This window comes from Sedimentisphaera salicampi (assembly GCF_002117005.1).
GTDB classification, from domain to species: domain Bacteria; phylum Planctomycetota; class Phycisphaerae; order Sedimentisphaerales; family Sedimentisphaeraceae; genus Sedimentisphaera; species Sedimentisphaera salicampi.
The window spans coordinates 1,032,081-1,048,844 of sequence record NZ_CP021023.1; the positions used below are offsets into that span (position 1 = coordinate 1,032,081).

Annotated in this window: 15 protein-coding genes; 8 read left to right on the forward strand and 7 right to left on the reverse strand. The window is 47.6% G+C overall.

Annotation, left to right across the window (positions count from 1 at the left end):
- Positions 1 to 2: 2 nt before the first annotated feature.
- The gene (rpmF, locus tag STSP1_RS03840) at positions 3 to 191 is read right to left on the reverse strand and encodes a 50S ribosomal protein L32 (RefSeq protein WP_085755082.1); all 189 of its coding nucleotides are present in this window, start codon (positions 189 to 191) and stop codon (positions 3 to 5) included.
- Between the two features lie 667 nt (positions 192 to 858).
- On the opposite strand from rpmF, the gene accD reads away from it, so the two are divergent.
- The 8 genes from accD to STSP1_RS12385 all read left to right on the forward strand — a co-directional run bounded on the left by accD (position 859) and on the right by STSP1_RS12385 (position 9,475).
- Complete coding sequence (accD, locus tag STSP1_RS03845; protein WP_085755083.1) at positions 859 to 1,707, forward strand: acetyl-CoA carboxylase, carboxyltransferase subunit beta; 849 nt, start codon at positions 859 to 861, stop codon at positions 1,705 to 1,707.
- A complete protein-coding gene (gene hisC / locus STSP1_RS03850) occupies positions 1,695 to 2,753 on the forward strand; it encodes a histidinol-phosphate transaminase (RefSeq protein ID WP_085755084.1) in 1,059 nt (352 codons plus the stop codon). The genes accD and hisC overlap by 13 nt, the downstream gene beginning before the upstream one ends.
- 10 nt (positions 2,754 to 2,763) lie before the next feature.
- A complete protein-coding gene (hisB, locus tag STSP1_RS03855) occupies positions 2,764 to 3,348 on the forward strand; it encodes an imidazoleglycerol-phosphate dehydratase HisB (protein ID WP_085755085.1) in 585 nt (194 codons plus the stop codon).
- A complete protein-coding gene (gene ispF, locus STSP1_RS03860) occupies positions 3,345 to 3,860 on the forward strand; it encodes a 2-C-methyl-D-erythritol 2,4-cyclodiphosphate synthase (RefSeq protein ID WP_085755086.1) in 516 nt (171 codons plus the stop codon). Before hisB ends, ispF begins: the two co-directional genes overlap by 4 nt.
- 55 nt (positions 3,861 to 3,915) lie before the next feature.
- Complete coding sequence (nadC, locus tag STSP1_RS03865; protein ID WP_085755087.1) at positions 3,916 to 4,788, forward strand: carboxylating nicotinate-nucleotide diphosphorylase; 873 nt, start codon at positions 3,916 to 3,918, stop codon at positions 4,786 to 4,788.
- A 16-nt stretch (positions 4,789 to 4,804) separates the two neighbouring features.
- Positions 4,805 to 7,015, forward strand: a complete 2,211-nt coding sequence (locus STSP1_RS03870; RefSeq protein WP_085755088.1) for a sialidase family protein — start codon at positions 4,805 to 4,807, stop codon at positions 7,013 to 7,015.
- Between the two features lie 83 nt (positions 7,016 to 7,098).
- On the forward strand, positions 7,099 to 9,201 hold the full coding sequence (locus STSP1_RS03875) for an RICIN domain-containing protein (protein WP_123806971.1): 2,103 nt from the start codon (positions 7,099 to 7,101) through the stop codon (positions 9,199 to 9,201).
- Between the two features lie 82 nt (positions 9,202 to 9,283).
- On the forward strand, positions 9,284 to 9,475 hold the full coding sequence (locus tag STSP1_RS12385) for a hypothetical protein (protein ID WP_123806972.1): 192 nt from the start codon (positions 9,284 to 9,286) through the stop codon (positions 9,473 to 9,475).
- 269 nt (positions 9,476 to 9,744) lie between these two features.
- On the opposite strand, the gene STSP1_RS03880 is transcribed toward STSP1_RS12385, so the two are convergent.
- From STSP1_RS03880 to STSP1_RS03905, 6 genes are read right to left on the reverse strand one after another with little or no spacing between them, the layout of a single operon-like run.
- Entirely contained in the window at positions 9,745 to 10,620 is an 876-nt protein-coding gene (locus STSP1_RS03880) for a glycosyltransferase family 2 protein (protein ID WP_085755090.1), read from the reverse strand.
- Positions 10,617 to 11,636, reverse strand: a complete 1,020-nt coding sequence (locus STSP1_RS03885) for a glycosyltransferase family 2 protein (RefSeq protein WP_085755091.1) — start codon at positions 11,634 to 11,636, stop codon at positions 10,617 to 10,619. Before STSP1_RS03885 ends, STSP1_RS03880 begins: the two co-directional genes overlap by 4 nt.
- A complete protein-coding gene (locus STSP1_RS03890; RefSeq protein WP_161491597.1) occupies positions 11,629 to 12,630 on the reverse strand; it encodes a glycosyltransferase family 2 protein in 1,002 nt (333 codons plus the stop codon). The genes STSP1_RS03885 and STSP1_RS03890 overlap by 8 nt, the downstream gene beginning before the upstream one ends.
- Positions 12,623 to 13,645: a glycosyltransferase family 2 protein gene (locus STSP1_RS03895; RefSeq protein ID WP_085755093.1), complete on the reverse strand. Its 1,023-nt coding sequence runs from the start codon at positions 13,643 to 13,645 to the stop codon at positions 12,623 to 12,625. Before STSP1_RS03895 ends, STSP1_RS03890 begins: the two co-directional genes overlap by 8 nt.
- Positions 13,645 to 14,610, reverse strand: a complete 966-nt coding sequence (locus STSP1_RS03900) for a glycosyltransferase family 2 protein (RefSeq protein WP_085755094.1) — start codon at positions 14,608 to 14,610, stop codon at positions 13,645 to 13,647. Before STSP1_RS03900 ends, STSP1_RS03895 begins: the two co-directional genes overlap by 1 nt.
- 4 nt (positions 14,611 to 14,614) lie before the next feature.
- Entirely contained in the window at positions 14,615 to 16,762 is a 2,148-nt protein-coding gene (locus STSP1_RS03905) for a site-2 protease family protein (RefSeq protein ID WP_085755095.1), read from the reverse strand.
- Positions 16,763 to 16,764 lie beyond the last annotated feature (2 nt).

The following is a 16,764-nucleotide window of genomic DNA, read 5'->3' on the forward strand; positions in this document are numbered from 1 at the left end:
TTTCAGCTTGCGGCCTCCGTATCGATATCAATACTTATCTTCTTGTTGTAGTACCCGCAGTTTCCGCAGGCCGCATGAGGCAGCTTAGACTCGCCACACTGCTGGCATACAGAGTAGTTCACAGGGCGAAGGGCGTGATGAGCTCTTCTTGTCCTAGTGCGGGAACGACTCGTCTTTTTTACTGGCTGCATTATTATCTCCGTTTATATATGTTTGCTGTCAAATTTATAGTACTTTACCACTAAAAACTATCGCCCCACGGCTTAACGCAAGCGGCGGGGCTTAATTCATTTTGCAAAACAGAGCAGATTAAATATAAAAAAACAGCCCCCTTGTCAAGAAAAAACTACAGGCCTTAACTGTGCAGTTTTTACATTACAATGCCCGGCTGCAGTTCTGTTCGCATAAGCCCTTGCCAAACAGGATCTTACATACAGCTTTATTCCAGAGGTGTTCTGTTTTTTATCTCAAAGAAGAACTGCTCAAAAAAACTTTCTGCAATAAAGGAAATTTGCTCCAAACATTGCCCGACATTGAAAAGAACTTTTTGAATTTATCAAAGACAAACCTGAATAAGTTTTCACTGCCCCGATTATACAAGAGCGGATAAATTTTTGAACAGTAAAATATACAATAAATTCACTGTAGATGCAGGAAAAAATAATACAGAAACCTTCTAAATCTTCCGGCGAAGGCTTTAAAAGGGTTGGAGACTTCGTTTTACTAATTGTTTTTTTCTCGAAATAGGCTTTTGTATGAATATAATTATTCTCTTAAAGCTCAGTCCGCTTGAGCATAATTAGCGGTTCAAAGTTAACTGAGAGGCCTTATAAAACCTTCAGCAGGGAATTAAAATTTATGGCAAAAAAACCAAGGTCTAACTGGGGCGGTTTTTCGCTCAACCCCCGGCTTGAAATGCCAGAAGGCGTTTGGATGCAGTGCAGCAGCTGCAAAAACACGCTCTACTGCAAGGCCGTAGCTTCGAATATGCATATCTGCACAGAATGCGGTCAGCATTTCCGCATTGATGCCGATACAAGGATAAAACAGCTCGCAGATGAAAGCTCATTTGAAGAGTTCGATTCTGAGCTGATCAGCTCAGACCCTCTGAATTTTCACTTCCGGGGAACGAGCTATAAAGACAGACTCAGAACAGATGCCGAAAAAAGCGGCTCCACAGAGGCAGTAAAAATCGGGCGCGCATTCATAAAAGGCCGAAGGGTGATCCTCGGAGTTATGGATTCGAGTTTCCTGATGGGCTCAATGGGCGAGGTAGTAGGCGAGAAATTCTGCCGAGCGGCAGAAAGAGCTGTTGAGGAAAAAGTGCCTTTGATAATGGTGGTATGCAGCGGCGGAGCAAGGATGCACGAGGGGGTAATCTCGGTGCAGCAGATGGCAAAAACCAGCGCCGCCCTTTCCCGGCTCGATGATGCGGGAGGGCTTTTCATCCCCATCCTCACGGACCCCACAACAGGCGGAGTAACAGCGAGCTTTGCGATGCTGGGCGATATTATTGCAGCAGAGCCCGGAGCCCTTATCGGCTTTGCAGGCCCGAGAGTTATCAAGCAGACGATAAACGTTGATTTGCCTGAAGGATTTCAGAGAAGCGAATTCCTCCTTGAACACGGGTTCGTGGATATGATAATAGACAGAAGAGATTTGCGGAAAGAGCTTGCAAAACTCATAGATTATTTATGGAACAAATGATGGGCTATTTCAGAGAAAATATTGAAAATTTAGAGGCCTATGTTCCCGGTTACCAGCCGGCAGGAAATGATGTTATAAAGCTCAACACCAATGAGAATGCATACGGGCCATCTCCAAAGGCGGGAGAAGCCCTTAAAAACTTCAGTCCGGACGAGCTTCGCAAATATCCTCAGCCCTCGGCAGATAAATTCCGCAAGATTGCCGCTGAGGTAAACAACGTCGGCATAGACAACATAATCTGCACCAACGGCGGAGATGAACTGCTCACGCTCGCTTTCAGGGCTTTCACAGATGAAAAACGAAACGTATGCTGGGCATCGCCCACTTATTCACTCTACGACGAGCTTTCAGGTATTCAGGGCTGCTCGGCACTTCGAGTAACATATCAGCCGGATGAGGCCGTGCAGAAAATCGCAGAGATATCCGCTTCGCTGAGCATCCTGTGCAATCCGAACGCCCCCACAGGCGATTTCATCACGCCTGACAGAATCTCAATGCTTGCGGCAAGGCTTGAAGGGCTCGGAATCCTGCTGATAGACGAGGCGTATGTGGATTTCGCTCCGGCAAGCTGCGCACCGCTTGTGAAAGAATTCGACAATATAATCGTGCTCAGGTCTATGTCTAAGGGGTACGGGCTTGCAGGGCTTCGCTTCGGATACGGGATCGTATCGGAGAATCTGCTTGAAGGGCTCAATAAGGTGCGCGATTCGTACAACGTAAACCGGCTTTCGGTGGAGATCGCCTCCGCAGCCCTCGCTGATCAGAACTACTTCCGCAAAACGGTTGAAAAGATAAAACAGCAGAGAGAAACGCTTCGCGTTGAGCTGGTGAAACTCGGCTTTGAGGTGAATAAGAGCCATACAAACTTCGTGCTGGCCCAGCATCCAGAAGCAAAGCAGATATACAATAAGCTTTTCGAAGCAGGCATCATAGTTCGCTATTTCGACCTTGACGGTCTTCGAGATAAGCTTAGGATTACCGTAGGAACAAATAATCAAAACAACAAACTGCTCGACACCCTGAGCACGATACTACCAGCCCTTTAGGAGAAAAGTTATGTCTGAAAGGAAGGCAGAGATAAACCGCAAAACCACCGAAACGCAGGTAAACCTGAGCGTCGATCTGGACGGGAAGGGCATCTGCAAAGCCAACACCGGCATCGGTTTTCTCGACCATATGCTTGCCCATTTAAGCAAACACAGCGGGATTGACATTACTGTCAAAGCCGCTGGAGATTATGAAGTTGACAGCCACCATACCTGCGAGGATGCCGCAATCTGCCTTGGCACAGCATTCAACGAGGCTCTGGGCGATAAACGCGGAATTAACAGATACGGCTGGGCAAGCGTTCCTATGGAAGACGCCCTGGCGAATACCTCTGTTGATATATCAGGACGCCCTTTCCTTGCGTATAATGTGCAATTTTCGAGCAGCAGGATAGGCTCGTTTGATGTGGAGCTGCTGGAAGAATTTCTGCGGTCTTTCACAAATTCTGCGAGAATAAATATGCATATAAATGTGCCTTACGGAACGAACAACCATCACATAGCTGAATCCGTGTTCAAGGCTCTCGGACAGGCCTTTGGAATTGCGGTGAAAGTTACAGGAGACGAAATACCAAGTACGAAAGGTGTGCTGTGAAAGTAGTTGATACAACCTTTGAATACAGAACGGGTCTGGGTACAGATATCCACAGGCTCGACGAGGACGAAAAATTGTTCCTCGGAGGTGTTGAAATCCCTTTTGACAAGGGCCTCGTAGGCCACAGCGACGGGGATGTAGTGATTCATGCTGTAATAGATGCCATACTCGGGGCTGCTTGCATTGGTGATATAGGCGAATTTTTCCCGAACAGCGACGAAAGATACCACAATATAGACAGCAAAAAGCTGCTTTCGTTCGTAATAGAGATAACCGAATCGGAGAAATGGGAATTCGTTAATATTGATATAGTAATAAAGGCTGAAGAACCCAACCTTTCTGCTTATAAGAAGCAGATAAAGAGGAGCATTGCAGATATATGCGGTGCGGACTTTGCGAAGGTAAACATAAAGGCCAAAACAAACGAAGGTATGGGTGCTGTGGGCAGATGCGAGGCTATTGAAGCAATGGCTATGGTGCTCCTGAGAAGAGCTGTTAAGAATAAATTTTAAGAACGCCGCTCGCAGGGCAGCCGGCAAAGAAACTTGCCGTTATTAAAAAGATGAGATGAAAATTAAACCAATAGAGATTGAAAGAGTCCTGCCGCTGATAAAATTCGCAGTTGAAGAAGATTTCGGCGGGGGCGACCACACCACAAGGATAACAATACCTCCAGACAGCAACGCGAGAACATACCTCAGAGCGAGGGAAGACTTGGTTTTCTGCGGGCGTGAGGTAGCAGAGCTTGTTCTGCAGGAATACAGCAGCGAGCTTCATATTGAGTTCTTCGCTGGCGATGGGCACTTTGCAAAGAAAGGCGAATCCATCGCAACTGTTTACGGGCCTCTTCGAGCAATGCTCAGCGCAGAGAGGGTTCTTCTGAATTTCCTCCAGAGGCTCTGCGGGGTATCAACGGCAACAAAGAGATACGTTGACATTATCAAAGGCACAGGTGCAGGCATCTACGATACCCGCAAAACCACTCCGGGCTGGCGTGAGCTGGAGAAATTTGCCGTCAGATGCGGCGGCGGCTTCAACCATCGCTACAACCTCTCTGATGCTGTTATGCTCAAAGACAACCACTTTGCCCACCTCGGTGAAGACCACGAATCACAGCTCAGAAGATTCGTAGATATGAGCAAGGCCTTGGAAGGGGTTAAATTTGTATGCGTTGAGGTTGATGAGCTTGCAGAGCAGTTTCATACTGTTCTCAAGGTAAAGGGCGTTGATATAATCCTTCTGGACAATATGAGCCCCGAGCAGATGTCTTACGCTGTTGAAGTGCGAAACGAAACCGCCCCAAACAAAGAGCTCGAAGCCAGCGGCGGGATCACCGAACAAACCCTGCGCGCTGTAGCTGAAACGGGCGTTGACAGAATATCCATAGGAGCCCTTACCCACGGGGCAAGATCAGTGGATCTGGGGCTCGATGATAATTAGCTTTCGGAGGTGAAATATGAAACGGCTGCTTATACTTCTGCTGCTTGCAGCTTCGATTGATGCCATAGGCAAACCTTGGCGGAATTATGAAGTTTACCAGCCGGATCTCCATAAGTACAGGGTGATCAGAAGCTCGGAGCAGACAGGCAGGTTCAACGACGGCAGCTCTGTAGTATGGTTCAAAGGAGGCTGGTACTGCTTTTGGAACAGCAGAGATGAAAAGTTTGAGAAGAATGACATCTACTACAGCGTAAGCCGAGACCTTAGGAGATGGTCTGAGCCGAAAAAGCTTTTCGAATCCGACAGCTCCGGCAAGAGAGCAGAACCCTTCATTTACGGAAGGAGCCTCTGGCTCTTCTGGAAAACATCTTCCGGCAGGCTTGCACTTTCCCGTTTTGATGAAATGGACGAGCCCGAGAAAACCGTTTATCCGAAGATTGAAGGCTTTGATAAGAATTCCGATATCACTCTGCAAGGAACACCTTTTATAGTAAATGCCGGTGTAGCTGGTGCAAACTTCCTCGTTCTGGATAAGGATTCCAGGACGCTTCTCACAGCACAGACAAAAGATGAAGGCAAAACTTGGGAGAAAATCGGCGAAATAAAGCCCCTTCCTAAGGGCGATTTCAATGCCGCTGTTTGGCGAAGCGGCGAAACAAAGCTCTCAGCCTTCATCAAACCCCAGTTCAATCCGGAAGACCCAAGCTGCATATACGCAGAATCCATAGACTGGGGCAAGCACTGGAGCTATCCCCAGAAATTTCCGTTCAATATGGTAGAAACGCCTGTGAGAGGTTTCAATCAGGCCGAAAGCTTTGAGCAGTCCGAAAAGCTTACGCGAAACTTCCTCGTTACCAATGATTCGAAATACAAAGGGCGCTCGGAGGATATAACCGCTCACGACAACCTTGCTATTTTCTGCAAACACGGCCCAAACTTCGATTTTGAAGCAGGCCGAACGATATCAAGGACAGACCCGTTTGCCTTTAATCCGCACTGTTTTATAAGGGGCGAAAGACTCGTTGTTTCCTATACAAGCGGGATCGAGAATCAGGCAATTAAGATTGCGGTAATGCAGATGCCGAAAGAGGAGAAGTACTATATATACCCGCGTTCGAAGGGCTTCCCTGATACTGAAAGACCCCAGAAAAGAGGAAATTACTACCACTTCAGCTCCGGCCAAAGGATTGACACCAAAGAAGAACTCGAGATCGATGAAACAGGATTTGCAGCGAGTGCTTGGGTTCGCACCGGCAACGGGGGGACAATCTTAGACTGCAGAACCGAGGAAGGCGGATTTATCTGGAAAATCGAAAGCCGCAGGCAGGTTATGGTTCTCCCTGAGGTGGATGAGATAGAGTCTGAAGTGATTGAAAATCTCGATCAGTGGCAATGTGTAGGGGCAAGGCTTGATGCTCTTGAGGGTAAAATAACCTTTTATGCCTCAGGCGAAAAACTTAGCGAAAAGAAATACCCCAAAGATAAACTCGGCAGACTTTCCGGCTCAAAAGCTGTAATCGGAAATTCAGACTCTCAAGCAGGCTTCTCAGGAGATATCAGGGCTCTCAAGCTCTACAGTACGCCTGCAGATAAGAAATATCTTAGCGAGATGTATAAAAGACTTCTCTGGGAGCTCAAACGCAAAGCTTCCAGAGACAAACCAATCCCCGAAAGTAAAGAACTTATCCTGAATATGGACCCGACAGATCAGGAGCTAATGGAAAAATTTACATTGCCGGAGAAAAGCCAAGCGGGGACAGTGGAATACGGAACTGAAGCAGGCAGGAAATTTTTGTATTTCAACGGGGAATCCTCCGCAGGGCTTGATTTCGACTACAACACGAGAAAGTACGGCGACTACCTGCAGCTCGAATTTACTTTCAAGATGCTCGCTGAGGAGGAAACCGTGCTTTGCAGCTTCGGCGACAGAGACGTACCTGTAGAAGTGGTGGCAAGGCAGAATGCCGTTTATATGCGATTTGAGGGCAATGATCAGGTTCTTGGAGAGCTTAAGCCTCAATCTTGGAACACCATAAATATATTCACAGGCGGCTCGATCAGCAGAGCAAAAATGAACAACCATTCATACAGGCAAATCTCGCACCACCCAATTGCCAACTGGGCATATCTGGGCAAGGGCTTCCCCACCGGTGAGCAGCCTGAGAGCGGGCGCTTTATGGTGGATATATCATCAGTCCGCTCAAGAATCCTCGACAGCGAGCTTTAAAAAATTCCGCCCTTCTCAAGATATATAATCTGCCCACCCAAAGGCATTAATCGTATTATATTGATATAATCGAAAGGGATACCGTGAAAAAATCAGGCATATCAATACTCACTTCAGCTTTACTGCTGTTTATTCCGTGCATGGGCTGGTCTGCTCAGAATGTTGTTATAGATAAATCCACCTGCTGGGGAGAATGGGAAGGATGGGGCTGTTCGCTTTGCTGGTGGGCGGCTGAATTCGGCCACCGCCACGACCTTGCAGATATACTTTTCACCTACGACTATACCGATTTAAACGGGAAATCTTTGCCCGGGCTCGGAATGAATATCGTTCGCTATAATGCCGGTGCGTGCAGCTGGAATTCAATCAACGGCACTGAGATGCAGGAATCGCCTAATATTCATGACACACGACAGATGGAAGGCTTCTGGATAGACTGGCTCAGCAGCGATCCATATTCTGCAAGCTGGGACTGGTCTGTCGATGACCGGCAGCGGCAGATGCTCCAGAAAGCCAAGGCCAGAGGTGCAAACCGTTTTGAGCTTTTCTCCAACTCGCCGATGTGGTGGATGTGCAAAAATAACAACCCCTCCGGCTCAGAATCCGGTTCCGAAGACAATCTCGCTCAGGACAGATTCGATGACCACGCAGTGTATATGGCCACTGTAGCGAAGTATTACCAAGAACATTTCGGAGTAAGCTTCACTACCGTTGACCCCTTCAACGAACCAATCGCAGACTGGTGGGATGCTGATAATAATCAGGAAGGCTGTCATTTCGACCGTTCCTCGCAGGCTCAAATTATCAGCCTTTTGCGAAATGAGCTGGATTCCCGCGGTCTTTCTGAACTGAAAATATCCGCTTCCGATGAATCACATTTCTCGATGGCACTTAGCACCCTCGACGCCTTCAAGGCTGAGACAAAATCAAAAATTGGTCAGACAAACGTGCACGGCTATCAACGGACAAACGGACCAAGAGAAGAGCTCTACTACAGGAATGCAGGCAAGAGGCTGTGGAACAGCGAGTATGGCGGGAACGATCTGACAGGAATCGAAATGGCAAAAAATATATGCCTTGATTTTCGCTACCTCCACCCCAATGCATGGTGCTATTGGCAGCCGCTGGACTGGGCAAACTGGGGGCTTATTGATGCAAACCTGCCAAACAGCTGGGTTGGGCAGGCTGAAAACAAATTCTTCGCTCTCGCTCAGTTCACCCGCAAAATTCAGCAGGGAGACCTAATCCTGAACAGCGGACGAGAAGATATGGTTGTAAGCTGCAGCCCTGAAAAGGAGAGGCTCGTGATCGTTGTGGTAAACGACAGCGAAACTGAGAACTACACCTTCGATTTATCGGCCTTTCAGGCAGCAGAAGGCCCTGTAAAAAACTGGCGCACCCTCGCTGATTCAAGCGAGCAATATCAGCGCAAAAGCGACATAGCCATTTCCGGCAAATCATTCACCGCAGAGATTGCGGAAAACAGTATTCATACATTTGTAGTGAAAAATTTTGTACAGCCGGCTGAGACTATCGGAAACAAACCAAAACCCGGCTTCTGGTACAGAATTACCCCGCAGCACAGCGGAAAGTGCATCGAAGTTAACGGAAGCAGCTCCGCAGACGGGGCAAATGTTGAGCAAAACAGTTTCTCCGGCGGTGAGAATCAGCAATGGAAACTGGAAGATGCAGAGGAAGGCTTCTTCCGCATAACACCCCGACACGCTCAGGATAAATGCCTTTCTGTGAAAAACCAGTCTGCCGGGAACGGTGCAAGCCTTCAGCAGTTATCCTACACAGGCCATACAAGCCAGAAATGGAGGCTTGTTCCCAGCGAGGATGGGAAATTCTCGCTCACAGCACAAAACAGCGAAAAGGCGATGGATGTAAGCTCAGTATCCTCAGATGATGGAGCTAATATAATTCAGTGGCCAGGGAGCGGGAATGATAATCAGCGTTTTGAATTCGCTGAAATTGAGCCTGTATGCAGCATATCCCCCGCTCAGGGCGATATAAACGAAGACTGCAAAGTAAATCTGGCAGATCTTGAGATTGCAGCTGAAAACTGGCTCTATGACTGCCTCGGCAGCGGTATGGAAGAAATGCTCGGAGCAGAATGCAGCGTAAATTTGGCTCATTTGGCAATCATAGCCGATAACTGGCAGATTACAGGCCTGCAGGATTAAATTCATCGCAGCTCAATAAAAATACAGAAAGCCCTTGAACATGGGATTTAATATGTTAGTATAGAAGGTAGAAGGAAGTTAAGTGAAAGGGTTAGCAATGAGCGGCCGAAAGCACAACTTAACACGATTTGAAGGCGGCAATCATCTTGAGGGGGCAGAAGTCGCTGTATTTATCCTCCTTGTACTCCTTTTCGCAGCAACTCTTGCTCTCCTAAGCTTCGCAACCGCTGAAGCGGGCGGGATACCAGCCAACAGCTTCAATATGTTCTACTGAAAACTGAATTGATGCCAACCAGTCCTTTGCGGACTGTTAGAGGATACGTTTTATTGTGGACCGCCGGCGCTTTTCTCAAAGCGTCGGCCAAGACATTCAAACGCACCCTGCAGCTCAGAGAATTTCGAGGGGCCGACGAAGACGATACCTAAAATGGCGCTCGACTGAGTGCAGGACTGAGGCGTTCTAAGATAATGTGGTTTCGTTAAATTAAGGAGATTTTGCTAAACTAAAGACAAGGGCCCGCCCGAAAACGGGGCGGGCCTTTTTTAATCAAACATCTCACGCTCAACCCTCTTCATAACCTTATAATACTTGCGAACGGTTTGCCTGCTGACCTTGCCGTACTCCCTGCAGGAAGGCAGTGCTTTCAGAACATCTCTCAATGCAGCGAAAAATTTGTGCAAGGTCTTATGTTTGAGGGCATAAAAGAGATACAGCCCGAGCTTTCGCAGAAAGAAAATGATATTCTCAGGGAAAGGAAATCTGCGGATTACTACGTACAAGTAGTTCCGGAATTTGTAGTAATCCCAGCGCCCGTCTTCGTTTGCCCCGCCCCCGCCGACCTTCGGATGCCACATAACTACATCTGGGCATGAAATCATCTTCCATTTTGAATCGAGAATCCTGATGCCAAGGTCGAGCGCTTCGTGGTACTGGAAGAAATCGTTTGGATAAAGCCCTACATCTGCAAGCATCTCCATACGAAAAGCACATACGCCTTCATAAAAATGAGCAGGCTCTCTGCCCGCCTGTTCGAACTGCCTTGCCCCGCTGCCGCTTTCGGGATAACGCTGCCGGAAAACGACAACTCCGAGAGCAGGGTCTGAATCGAAAGCCTCCCTCACCTTTTCCACAGCATCCTCTTCAAGCCAGCCGTCGTCATCAAGATTGATTATAAAATCAGACTTGCAGATTTTGAAGATTTCATTCCGTCCTGCCGGGCCGCCCAGATTTGAGGTGTTTTTAATGTACCGCACCTGCGGATAATTTTTCTTAATCACCTCTTCAGTGTTATCGGAGGAGTTGTTATCAGCAACTATTAATTCATCCTGCTCGCCCATTTGCGGCAGCACAGAATCTATCGCCCTTTGAACCTCTATCGAGCGGTTGAAAGTGAGTATGCCGACAGCTGCTTTGCTCATCCTTCCTCCTCGCCGGACAAACCGTTAGCTTTGATATATTTCCAGTAGTCAAGAAACCTGTCGCTGCCGGCAAGCCCTGCAATACGAAGAACCCTGTATGCGGCTCTCATAGCAGGAGAACAGAACGGAAAAATTCTGCAAACACTGAGCGCAGCCCTTTCGTAATACGGCAATAGATGGGAATATTTTTCTTCTGCTTTACGGAATGATTCCCAAAGTTCCAGAAACACCATAGACAGCATCGCATTCCGCACAATTTTACCAGCAAACGGCTTAAAATCCTCAAATCTGCCCTTCAAGCGGGCATTTTCAAGACTGCTGTCTATCAGGGGGAAGAGATATCTGCCGTCTTTGGCGGCCGCCCTTTTTGCCATCGCTTCCTCGCTGCCTCTGCCCATATGCTGAACAGAGAGGGGCTTATTTATAAAGCCGTATTCAGGGAAATCCATCGCAATCCGCCAGTAAAGGTCTCGGTCTTCGTTTCTGTAAACCTCGGGCTTAAAAAGTCCGCACACTTCGAAAACATCAGCCTTTATCATAATGGTAATCGTGGAGCTGGAGATGAGTCCTTTGTTCATAAGGGAGAAGTATTCGCCTTTTAACTCACCGGCGGTTTTGTGTACTGCAGCGCTTTCCCGCCCATCTTTTTTTATAATATAATTAGTACCGCACCAGAGCAGTTCGGGATTTCTCTTCAGAAATCTTGCCTGAATTTCGAGTTTCTCCGTGTACCACTCATCATCTCCATCAAGAAAAGACGCCCACTCACCCTTCATTGCGTTTATTCCGTCGTTTCTCGCAGCCCCGGGTCCGCCGTTATGCTGCCTCTGAATAAAGCGAATCCTGTCTTCAATGCTTTTAAGCACCTCGCTTGTGTTATCTGTGCTGCAGTCGTCAACAACTATAACCTCCAGAGGCTCGAGCGTTTGATTGAGCGCAGACTTCACCGCCCTGCTGATGGTCTCAGCATTGTTGTATGCGGGTATTATCACGGATATTTTTGGCTTTTCACTCATCGATTCTCTTAGGAGGCCTTACTGCCCTTTTCCTGAGACCTGTTTTCCGCACCACTCTCGATATTGCACGCAAGGCTTTCATTGTGAGCCCCGGGTTTATCGTGAGAGTCATTATAACAAAATATTTCCACGCGGGGAGGTAATCAGAAAACTGCTTTGCAAACTGCCTAACCTGATATGCCCTTTTATCGAAAAGACTCGCCCTGCACCACGCCGGGACCTGCCACCCGATATGCTCAGAAAAAGCTTCAAGGCTGCCCGCCTCTTGGGCAAGTTTTATATGCCGGCGGAGGAGGTCGCTGAATTCTTCAATCGTACAGAGCCTTCTGCTTATGCTCCATTCGGCGTCTAGGTGGTATATCGCTGCCGGCTCGGGCGAATAGCCTATACTGGGGTATTTATGGGCAATTCGAAACCACATATCAAGATCATTTGCGATCTTCTGCTGCTCTCGAAAAAGACCGCTTTCGAATAAGACATCCCGCTTAATAACGACCGTATCAGTGCAGCCTGTCGCCTGCTTTCTGAACGCCCTAAAGTAGCTTTGGTGGTAATCTTTGCCGTTGAGCATTTCCTTTGCTGCAGCAGGGTCGGTGAAGGGGAAGCTTTTGTTTTCAGATTCGAGGTTGTTTATGTGGTTCGCCGCAGACCAAACGAGAAACGGATTTTCAAGCAGGATTCTTTCCTGAGTTTCCAGATGCCTTTCCAGCCACTCATCATCGGAATCAAGAAAAGCAATCCAGTCGCCTTCTGCGGCCTTTATCCCTGCGTTTCTCGCTGCGCTTGCTCCCTGATTTTGCTGCTCAATCAGCTTAACTCTCTTTCCAAAACTGCGAACAACCTGTGAAGTACGGTCTGTGGAGCCGTCATTAACAACGACAATCTCATCCGGCGGGCGATTCTGGGAAAGAACGCTTTGTATGGTTCTGCCTATCCTTTCAGCAGAGTTGTATGCCGGCAAGACAGCGGATATTTTCAGTCTCTTCTCATTCACCGGCGCCTGCCTCCCTAAGCACATCTTCAAGTTTGTGAAATTTGCTGCCGCCACATCTCTCACGGCAGAATCTCCGCACAGGAGGGCCAATCAAACGCTTAAACGCTGTCCAGTATTTGAAGTAAAAGCTGAAAGCCATCTCACGCTGAAGCTTTGAATAGAGCTTGGGAAATTCCTTCATTCGCGGAAAAGACTGATAAAGAAATTCTGCATCCGCCTTCATTCCCCTCCTCGCACGTCTTCTCGCCTCCATCAGCGAAACGTAACTGATCACCTCTTCCATCTTCCCGCGCAGCTCCTTCGGGCAGAAATTGAGTATGCAGGAAGGATCTAAGAATATCGTCGGCAATTGAACAGGCACTTTGTTTGAAAGTCCGCTTGCATCTCGGTGATGGATCACAGCAGAGGGAGTAATGATAGAATATTCGGCATTTGCAAGCAGTTTATAAAAGAAAACAGTGTCAACACCGTTGCGTTTTTTGTTATCGAATCCGCGTACGCTGCGGGCAAGATCAGTTCTCACGAGCGAATTGCCAACGTGGAAAAACTGAAGCCTTTCAAAGGCTATCAGCGTACTGTCGCGGGAAGATATTCTGCCTATACCTTCGCGCAAAGCGCTTTTGCCTAAATTATCCGCAACATCAATGCCCTTGGGGAATTCGTAGTAAGTTGTGCCCACGATTCCCACGTTCGCCCGCTTAATCTCATTGCAGGCGTTCTCAAGATAGAAAGGGAGCCACTGATCATCTGCATCAAGAAAGGCCAGCAGGTCCGCATTTGCGTTTTCTATTCCGGTATTTCTCGCTGCTCCTGAGCCGCCGTTTTCACGGTCTATTATCCTGATTCGATCATCGCTGTATTCAGCGGCAATTTCCCTGCTCGAATCGGTTGATTCATCATTAACTATCACCAGCTCAAAATCCTTGAAGCTTTGAGCGAGAATCGAATCTATAGCCCTTCTTACAGTCTTCTCTTTGTTGTAAAGCGGCATAATCACAGAAATTTCAGGCTGCATCAGATATCCCCCATTTTGCCCGCATCTTTTAATCCGGGTATCTTATGCTGAAGATAATGGTAATAAATATTGGGAAGGAATGAGCCGAGACGGTTTGAGAATCTGTAACGGGTTGGAAAAATGCTCCCGTAATCTGTTAATATTCTTCTTACTGCCCTGCCGTTTCCGCAGCGAATCAGCAGTATTATCCACCATTTTAGGATTATCCTCAGGCACGGGGCAAACTCCTCGCTTAGGCCAGCATCCTTTGCCTGAGCCGAGAGTTTTTCTGCGAGTCTGAACGGGATATTCTCATCCTGCACGCTGCGCGTTATAAAACTGAACTGCCTCTGCTGAACAGCGAGCGGCGAATTTACATAAACGAGCTCCGGCTGCCGGAAAGCAACTCGAAACCACATATCTATATCGTTAGAACGCCTGAGATTTTCATCAAACAGACCCGCCTCCACTAAAAGCGAGCGTTTAATAAGCATAGTGTTTGTGTGCCCCTTGAGGCCTTGAGGGTATAAATCCAGATAGCTTGAGGTGAAGCTTTTAGAAAGGCTGTCATTCATTGCGGCAGGTGCTTTTTCGCTGCTTTCATAGCGGCAAATTTCATATCCGCCTGCAGACCATAAGATTTTGGGATGCCGTTTGAGAAGTGAAATCTGTGTTTCGTTTTTTTCTTCCAGCCAGTAGTCGTCGCAATCGAGAAAAGCAATCCATCGGCACTTCGCTTTTTTTATACCTGCGTTCCTGGCGGCTGATGCGCCCCCATTTTGCTGGCGGTGGAGCGTAATCTTATCTCCAAAATTCTGCGCAAGCTTTGCTGTTTTGTCTTTAGAGCCGTCGTCAACAACGATTACTTCATCTACAGGCAACGTTTGGGCGAGAGCGCTTTCAATCGCCCTTTCGATTGTCATTTCAGCATTGTATGCCGGAATTACTGCACTAACAGAATAATCGCTGTTTTGACAACTGCACATACCCTCAACTGCCGTTTATGATATTGGAAATATCGTTGAAGATAACCACCGCAAATAACAATGCAATAAGCGCAAGTCCGATGTAAATCAGCACCTTCTGAACATTGTAGCTAACGGGCGAGCCCTTAATCTTCTCTATAATGAGAAGCAGAAATACGCCTCCGTCAACTACGGGGATCGGGAGGAAATTCATAACCGCAAGGAAGCAGCTTATCATACCCATAAAGTACAGGTAGAAGGCAAAATCCTGCTGCTCAACGATCCTGTGGCTTATGCGGGCTATCCCGATCGGGCCTGAGAGCATATCCGCTCCAATCTTTCTCTCAAAAAGTCCTTTGATTGTGCTGATGCTCTGGCCGAGCATATCACCCACCCAATACGTGCCGAGCTGGAAGGCCTGAATTATATTCTCGCCTCGATACTCAACCCGCAAATCATCAAAAGGCTCAGGCTCTGCAAGCTCTTTTACAAGCTCGAATCTCTTGCCATCATTAAGCTCTAAGGAATAGCTTTGTTTCTCTCCGCTTTCAAGCTCAAGCTTGAGAGAAAGCTTTTTAATCTCTTTATTTTGAAGAATACTGATTATATCAAAATAGTCGCTCACATTCTCGCCGTTTGCCTCAAGGATTCTCGCTGCCTTGGGAAGCTCTGCAGCAGGATAATTCTCTCCCGAGCTTGATGTATCAGCGATTATCGGCATAGACATCGCAAGCACAGGATTGATTCCGATTTTTGGGTCTCCGCCTTTCTCTCGCACTTCAGGGGTTACCGTTACCGTAACCTCTTTCCTCGGTCCTTCATACTCCCTGAGCACAACAAGCTCAAGCGGCTTGTTTTCGTGTTTAGATACCACTTCGTTGAGCTGTTTGAAAGTGGGAAATTTTACATTGCCGGCTTGAAGAACCACATCGCCCCTTACAAATCTGCTGTCAGAGAGCTTTTCTGGTTCATCTATTCTCGGATCGAAAACGCCTATCCCGCCGTTGATTTTCAAAGGCGGAACAAGTGAATAAACATTTGCCAGATTATCCGTTCTGTTGTATAGATTCCCCGTTGTTACTGGGTATGAGAGCTTGAACCGCGAAGATACCGCCTCAAGCAGGTCGTCGTTTTCAGCAAAACGCTTGGCGGAAAAGGTTATATGAGGCTTATAAATCTCTTTGAGCTTATCTCGGTAATCCTGATAATTGCTTATATGCTCGCCTTCAATTGCAAATATTTCATCCCCGGGCTGCAGGCCTACTCTCTGGTAGTATTCTTCTGCATCCTGAAATTCTGCCACTTCAAGAACCTTCGGCTTGTAGATTCCGAACATCTGTGTTCGTGAAGCATTTGACGGCTTAATCTCCACCTGCCTCAGCTGATCCTCGCCCCTGCGGAGCTTCATCGCAACCGGCTCTTCCTCTCCGCCAAGTATGCCGGCAAGAACAATGTGGGTGTAATCGAGATTGGATCTTCCTCCAACCTCCATCTTCCTGCCGTTTATAGAGACAATCTCATCTCCGGGTTCAATGCCCGCCTCTTGAGCGGGCGAATCCTCTGCCACATACCCAACCACTGCGGGAACTTTATCAAGACCGTATCTGGCCAGCCCTGCAAAGAGCAGGAAAGCACCAATCACATTGAAAATAACGCCCGCTGAAACAACGGCCATTCTCTTTCCTACGCTTTTATTAACGAATGAACGCGGGTCATCGTCTTTCTCTGAATCCACTGGCCCTGAATCATCCTGGCCCTTCATCTTAACAAACCCGCCAATTGGCAGCGGACCGAGGCAGTATTCTGTGTCTCCGTCTTCCTTGAATCCGAGGGGGACCCTTACAATCCAGAGGCAGTCGTCTTCTATATCCTCTCTTACGCCTGATGTTTTCGGGAGCAGTCTGATACGAAGCCCCCCTTCAGCCTTCTTAACCCCGAAGAGGTAAGGCGTTCCGATAGACATACCTATGCTGAAGGCCTCGCAATCTATATCGCATGCGCGTGCTACAAGGAAATGGCCGAGCTCGTGGATGAATATGATTAAACCAAAACCAAGCAGAGCAATCGCCCAGCTTGATGCTGTTTCCCAATTTGCTATAAAGAAATAGCCAATTAATGCCAAAAAGATTACTAATGATACGACTAAATCTTTTTTCGATTTTTTCTTTTCCATAT

What these genes read in the sequence shown, in the direction of transcription:
- rpmF (WP_085755082.1), bottom strand. Translation starts at nt 191, where the DNA reads ATGCAGCCAGTAAAAAAGACGAGTCGTTCCCGCACTAGGACAAGAAGA.
- accD (WP_085755083.1), top strand. Translation starts at nt 859, where the DNA reads ATGGCAAAAAAACCAAGGTCTAACTGGGGCGGTTTTTCGCTCAACCCC.
- hisC (WP_085755084.1), top strand. Translation starts at nt 1,695, where the DNA reads ATGGAACAAATGATGGGCTATTTCAGAGAAAATATTGAAAATTTAGAG.
- hisB (WP_085755085.1), top strand. Translation starts at nt 2,764, where the DNA reads ATGTCTGAAAGGAAGGCAGAGATAAACCGCAAAACCACCGAAACGCAG.
- nadC (WP_085755087.1), top strand. Translation starts at nt 3,916, where the DNA reads ATGAAAATTAAACCAATAGAGATTGAAAGAGTCCTGCCGCTGATAAAA.
- STSP1_RS03870 (WP_085755088.1), top strand. Translation starts at nt 4,805, where the DNA reads ATGAAACGGCTGCTTATACTTCTGCTGCTTGCAGCTTCGATTGATGCC.
- STSP1_RS03880 (WP_085755090.1), bottom strand. Translation starts at nt 10,620, where the DNA reads ATGAGCAAAGCAGCTGTCGGCATACTCACTTTCAACCGCTCGATAGAG.
- STSP1_RS03885 (WP_085755091.1), bottom strand. Translation starts at nt 11,636, where the DNA reads ATGAGTGAAAAGCCAAAAATATCCGTGATAATACCCGCATACAACAAT.
- STSP1_RS03895 (WP_085755093.1), bottom strand. Translation starts at nt 13,645, where the DNA reads ATGCAGCCTGAAATTTCTGTGATTATGCCGCTTTACAACAAAGAGAAG.
- STSP1_RS03900 (WP_085755094.1), bottom strand. Translation starts at nt 14,610, where the DNA reads ATGTGCAGTTGTCAAAACAGCGATTATTCTGTTAGTGCAGTAATTCCG.
- STSP1_RS03905 (WP_085755095.1), bottom strand. Translation starts at nt 16,762, where the DNA reads ATGGAAAAGAAAAAATCGAAAAAAGATTTAGTCGTATCATTAGTAATC.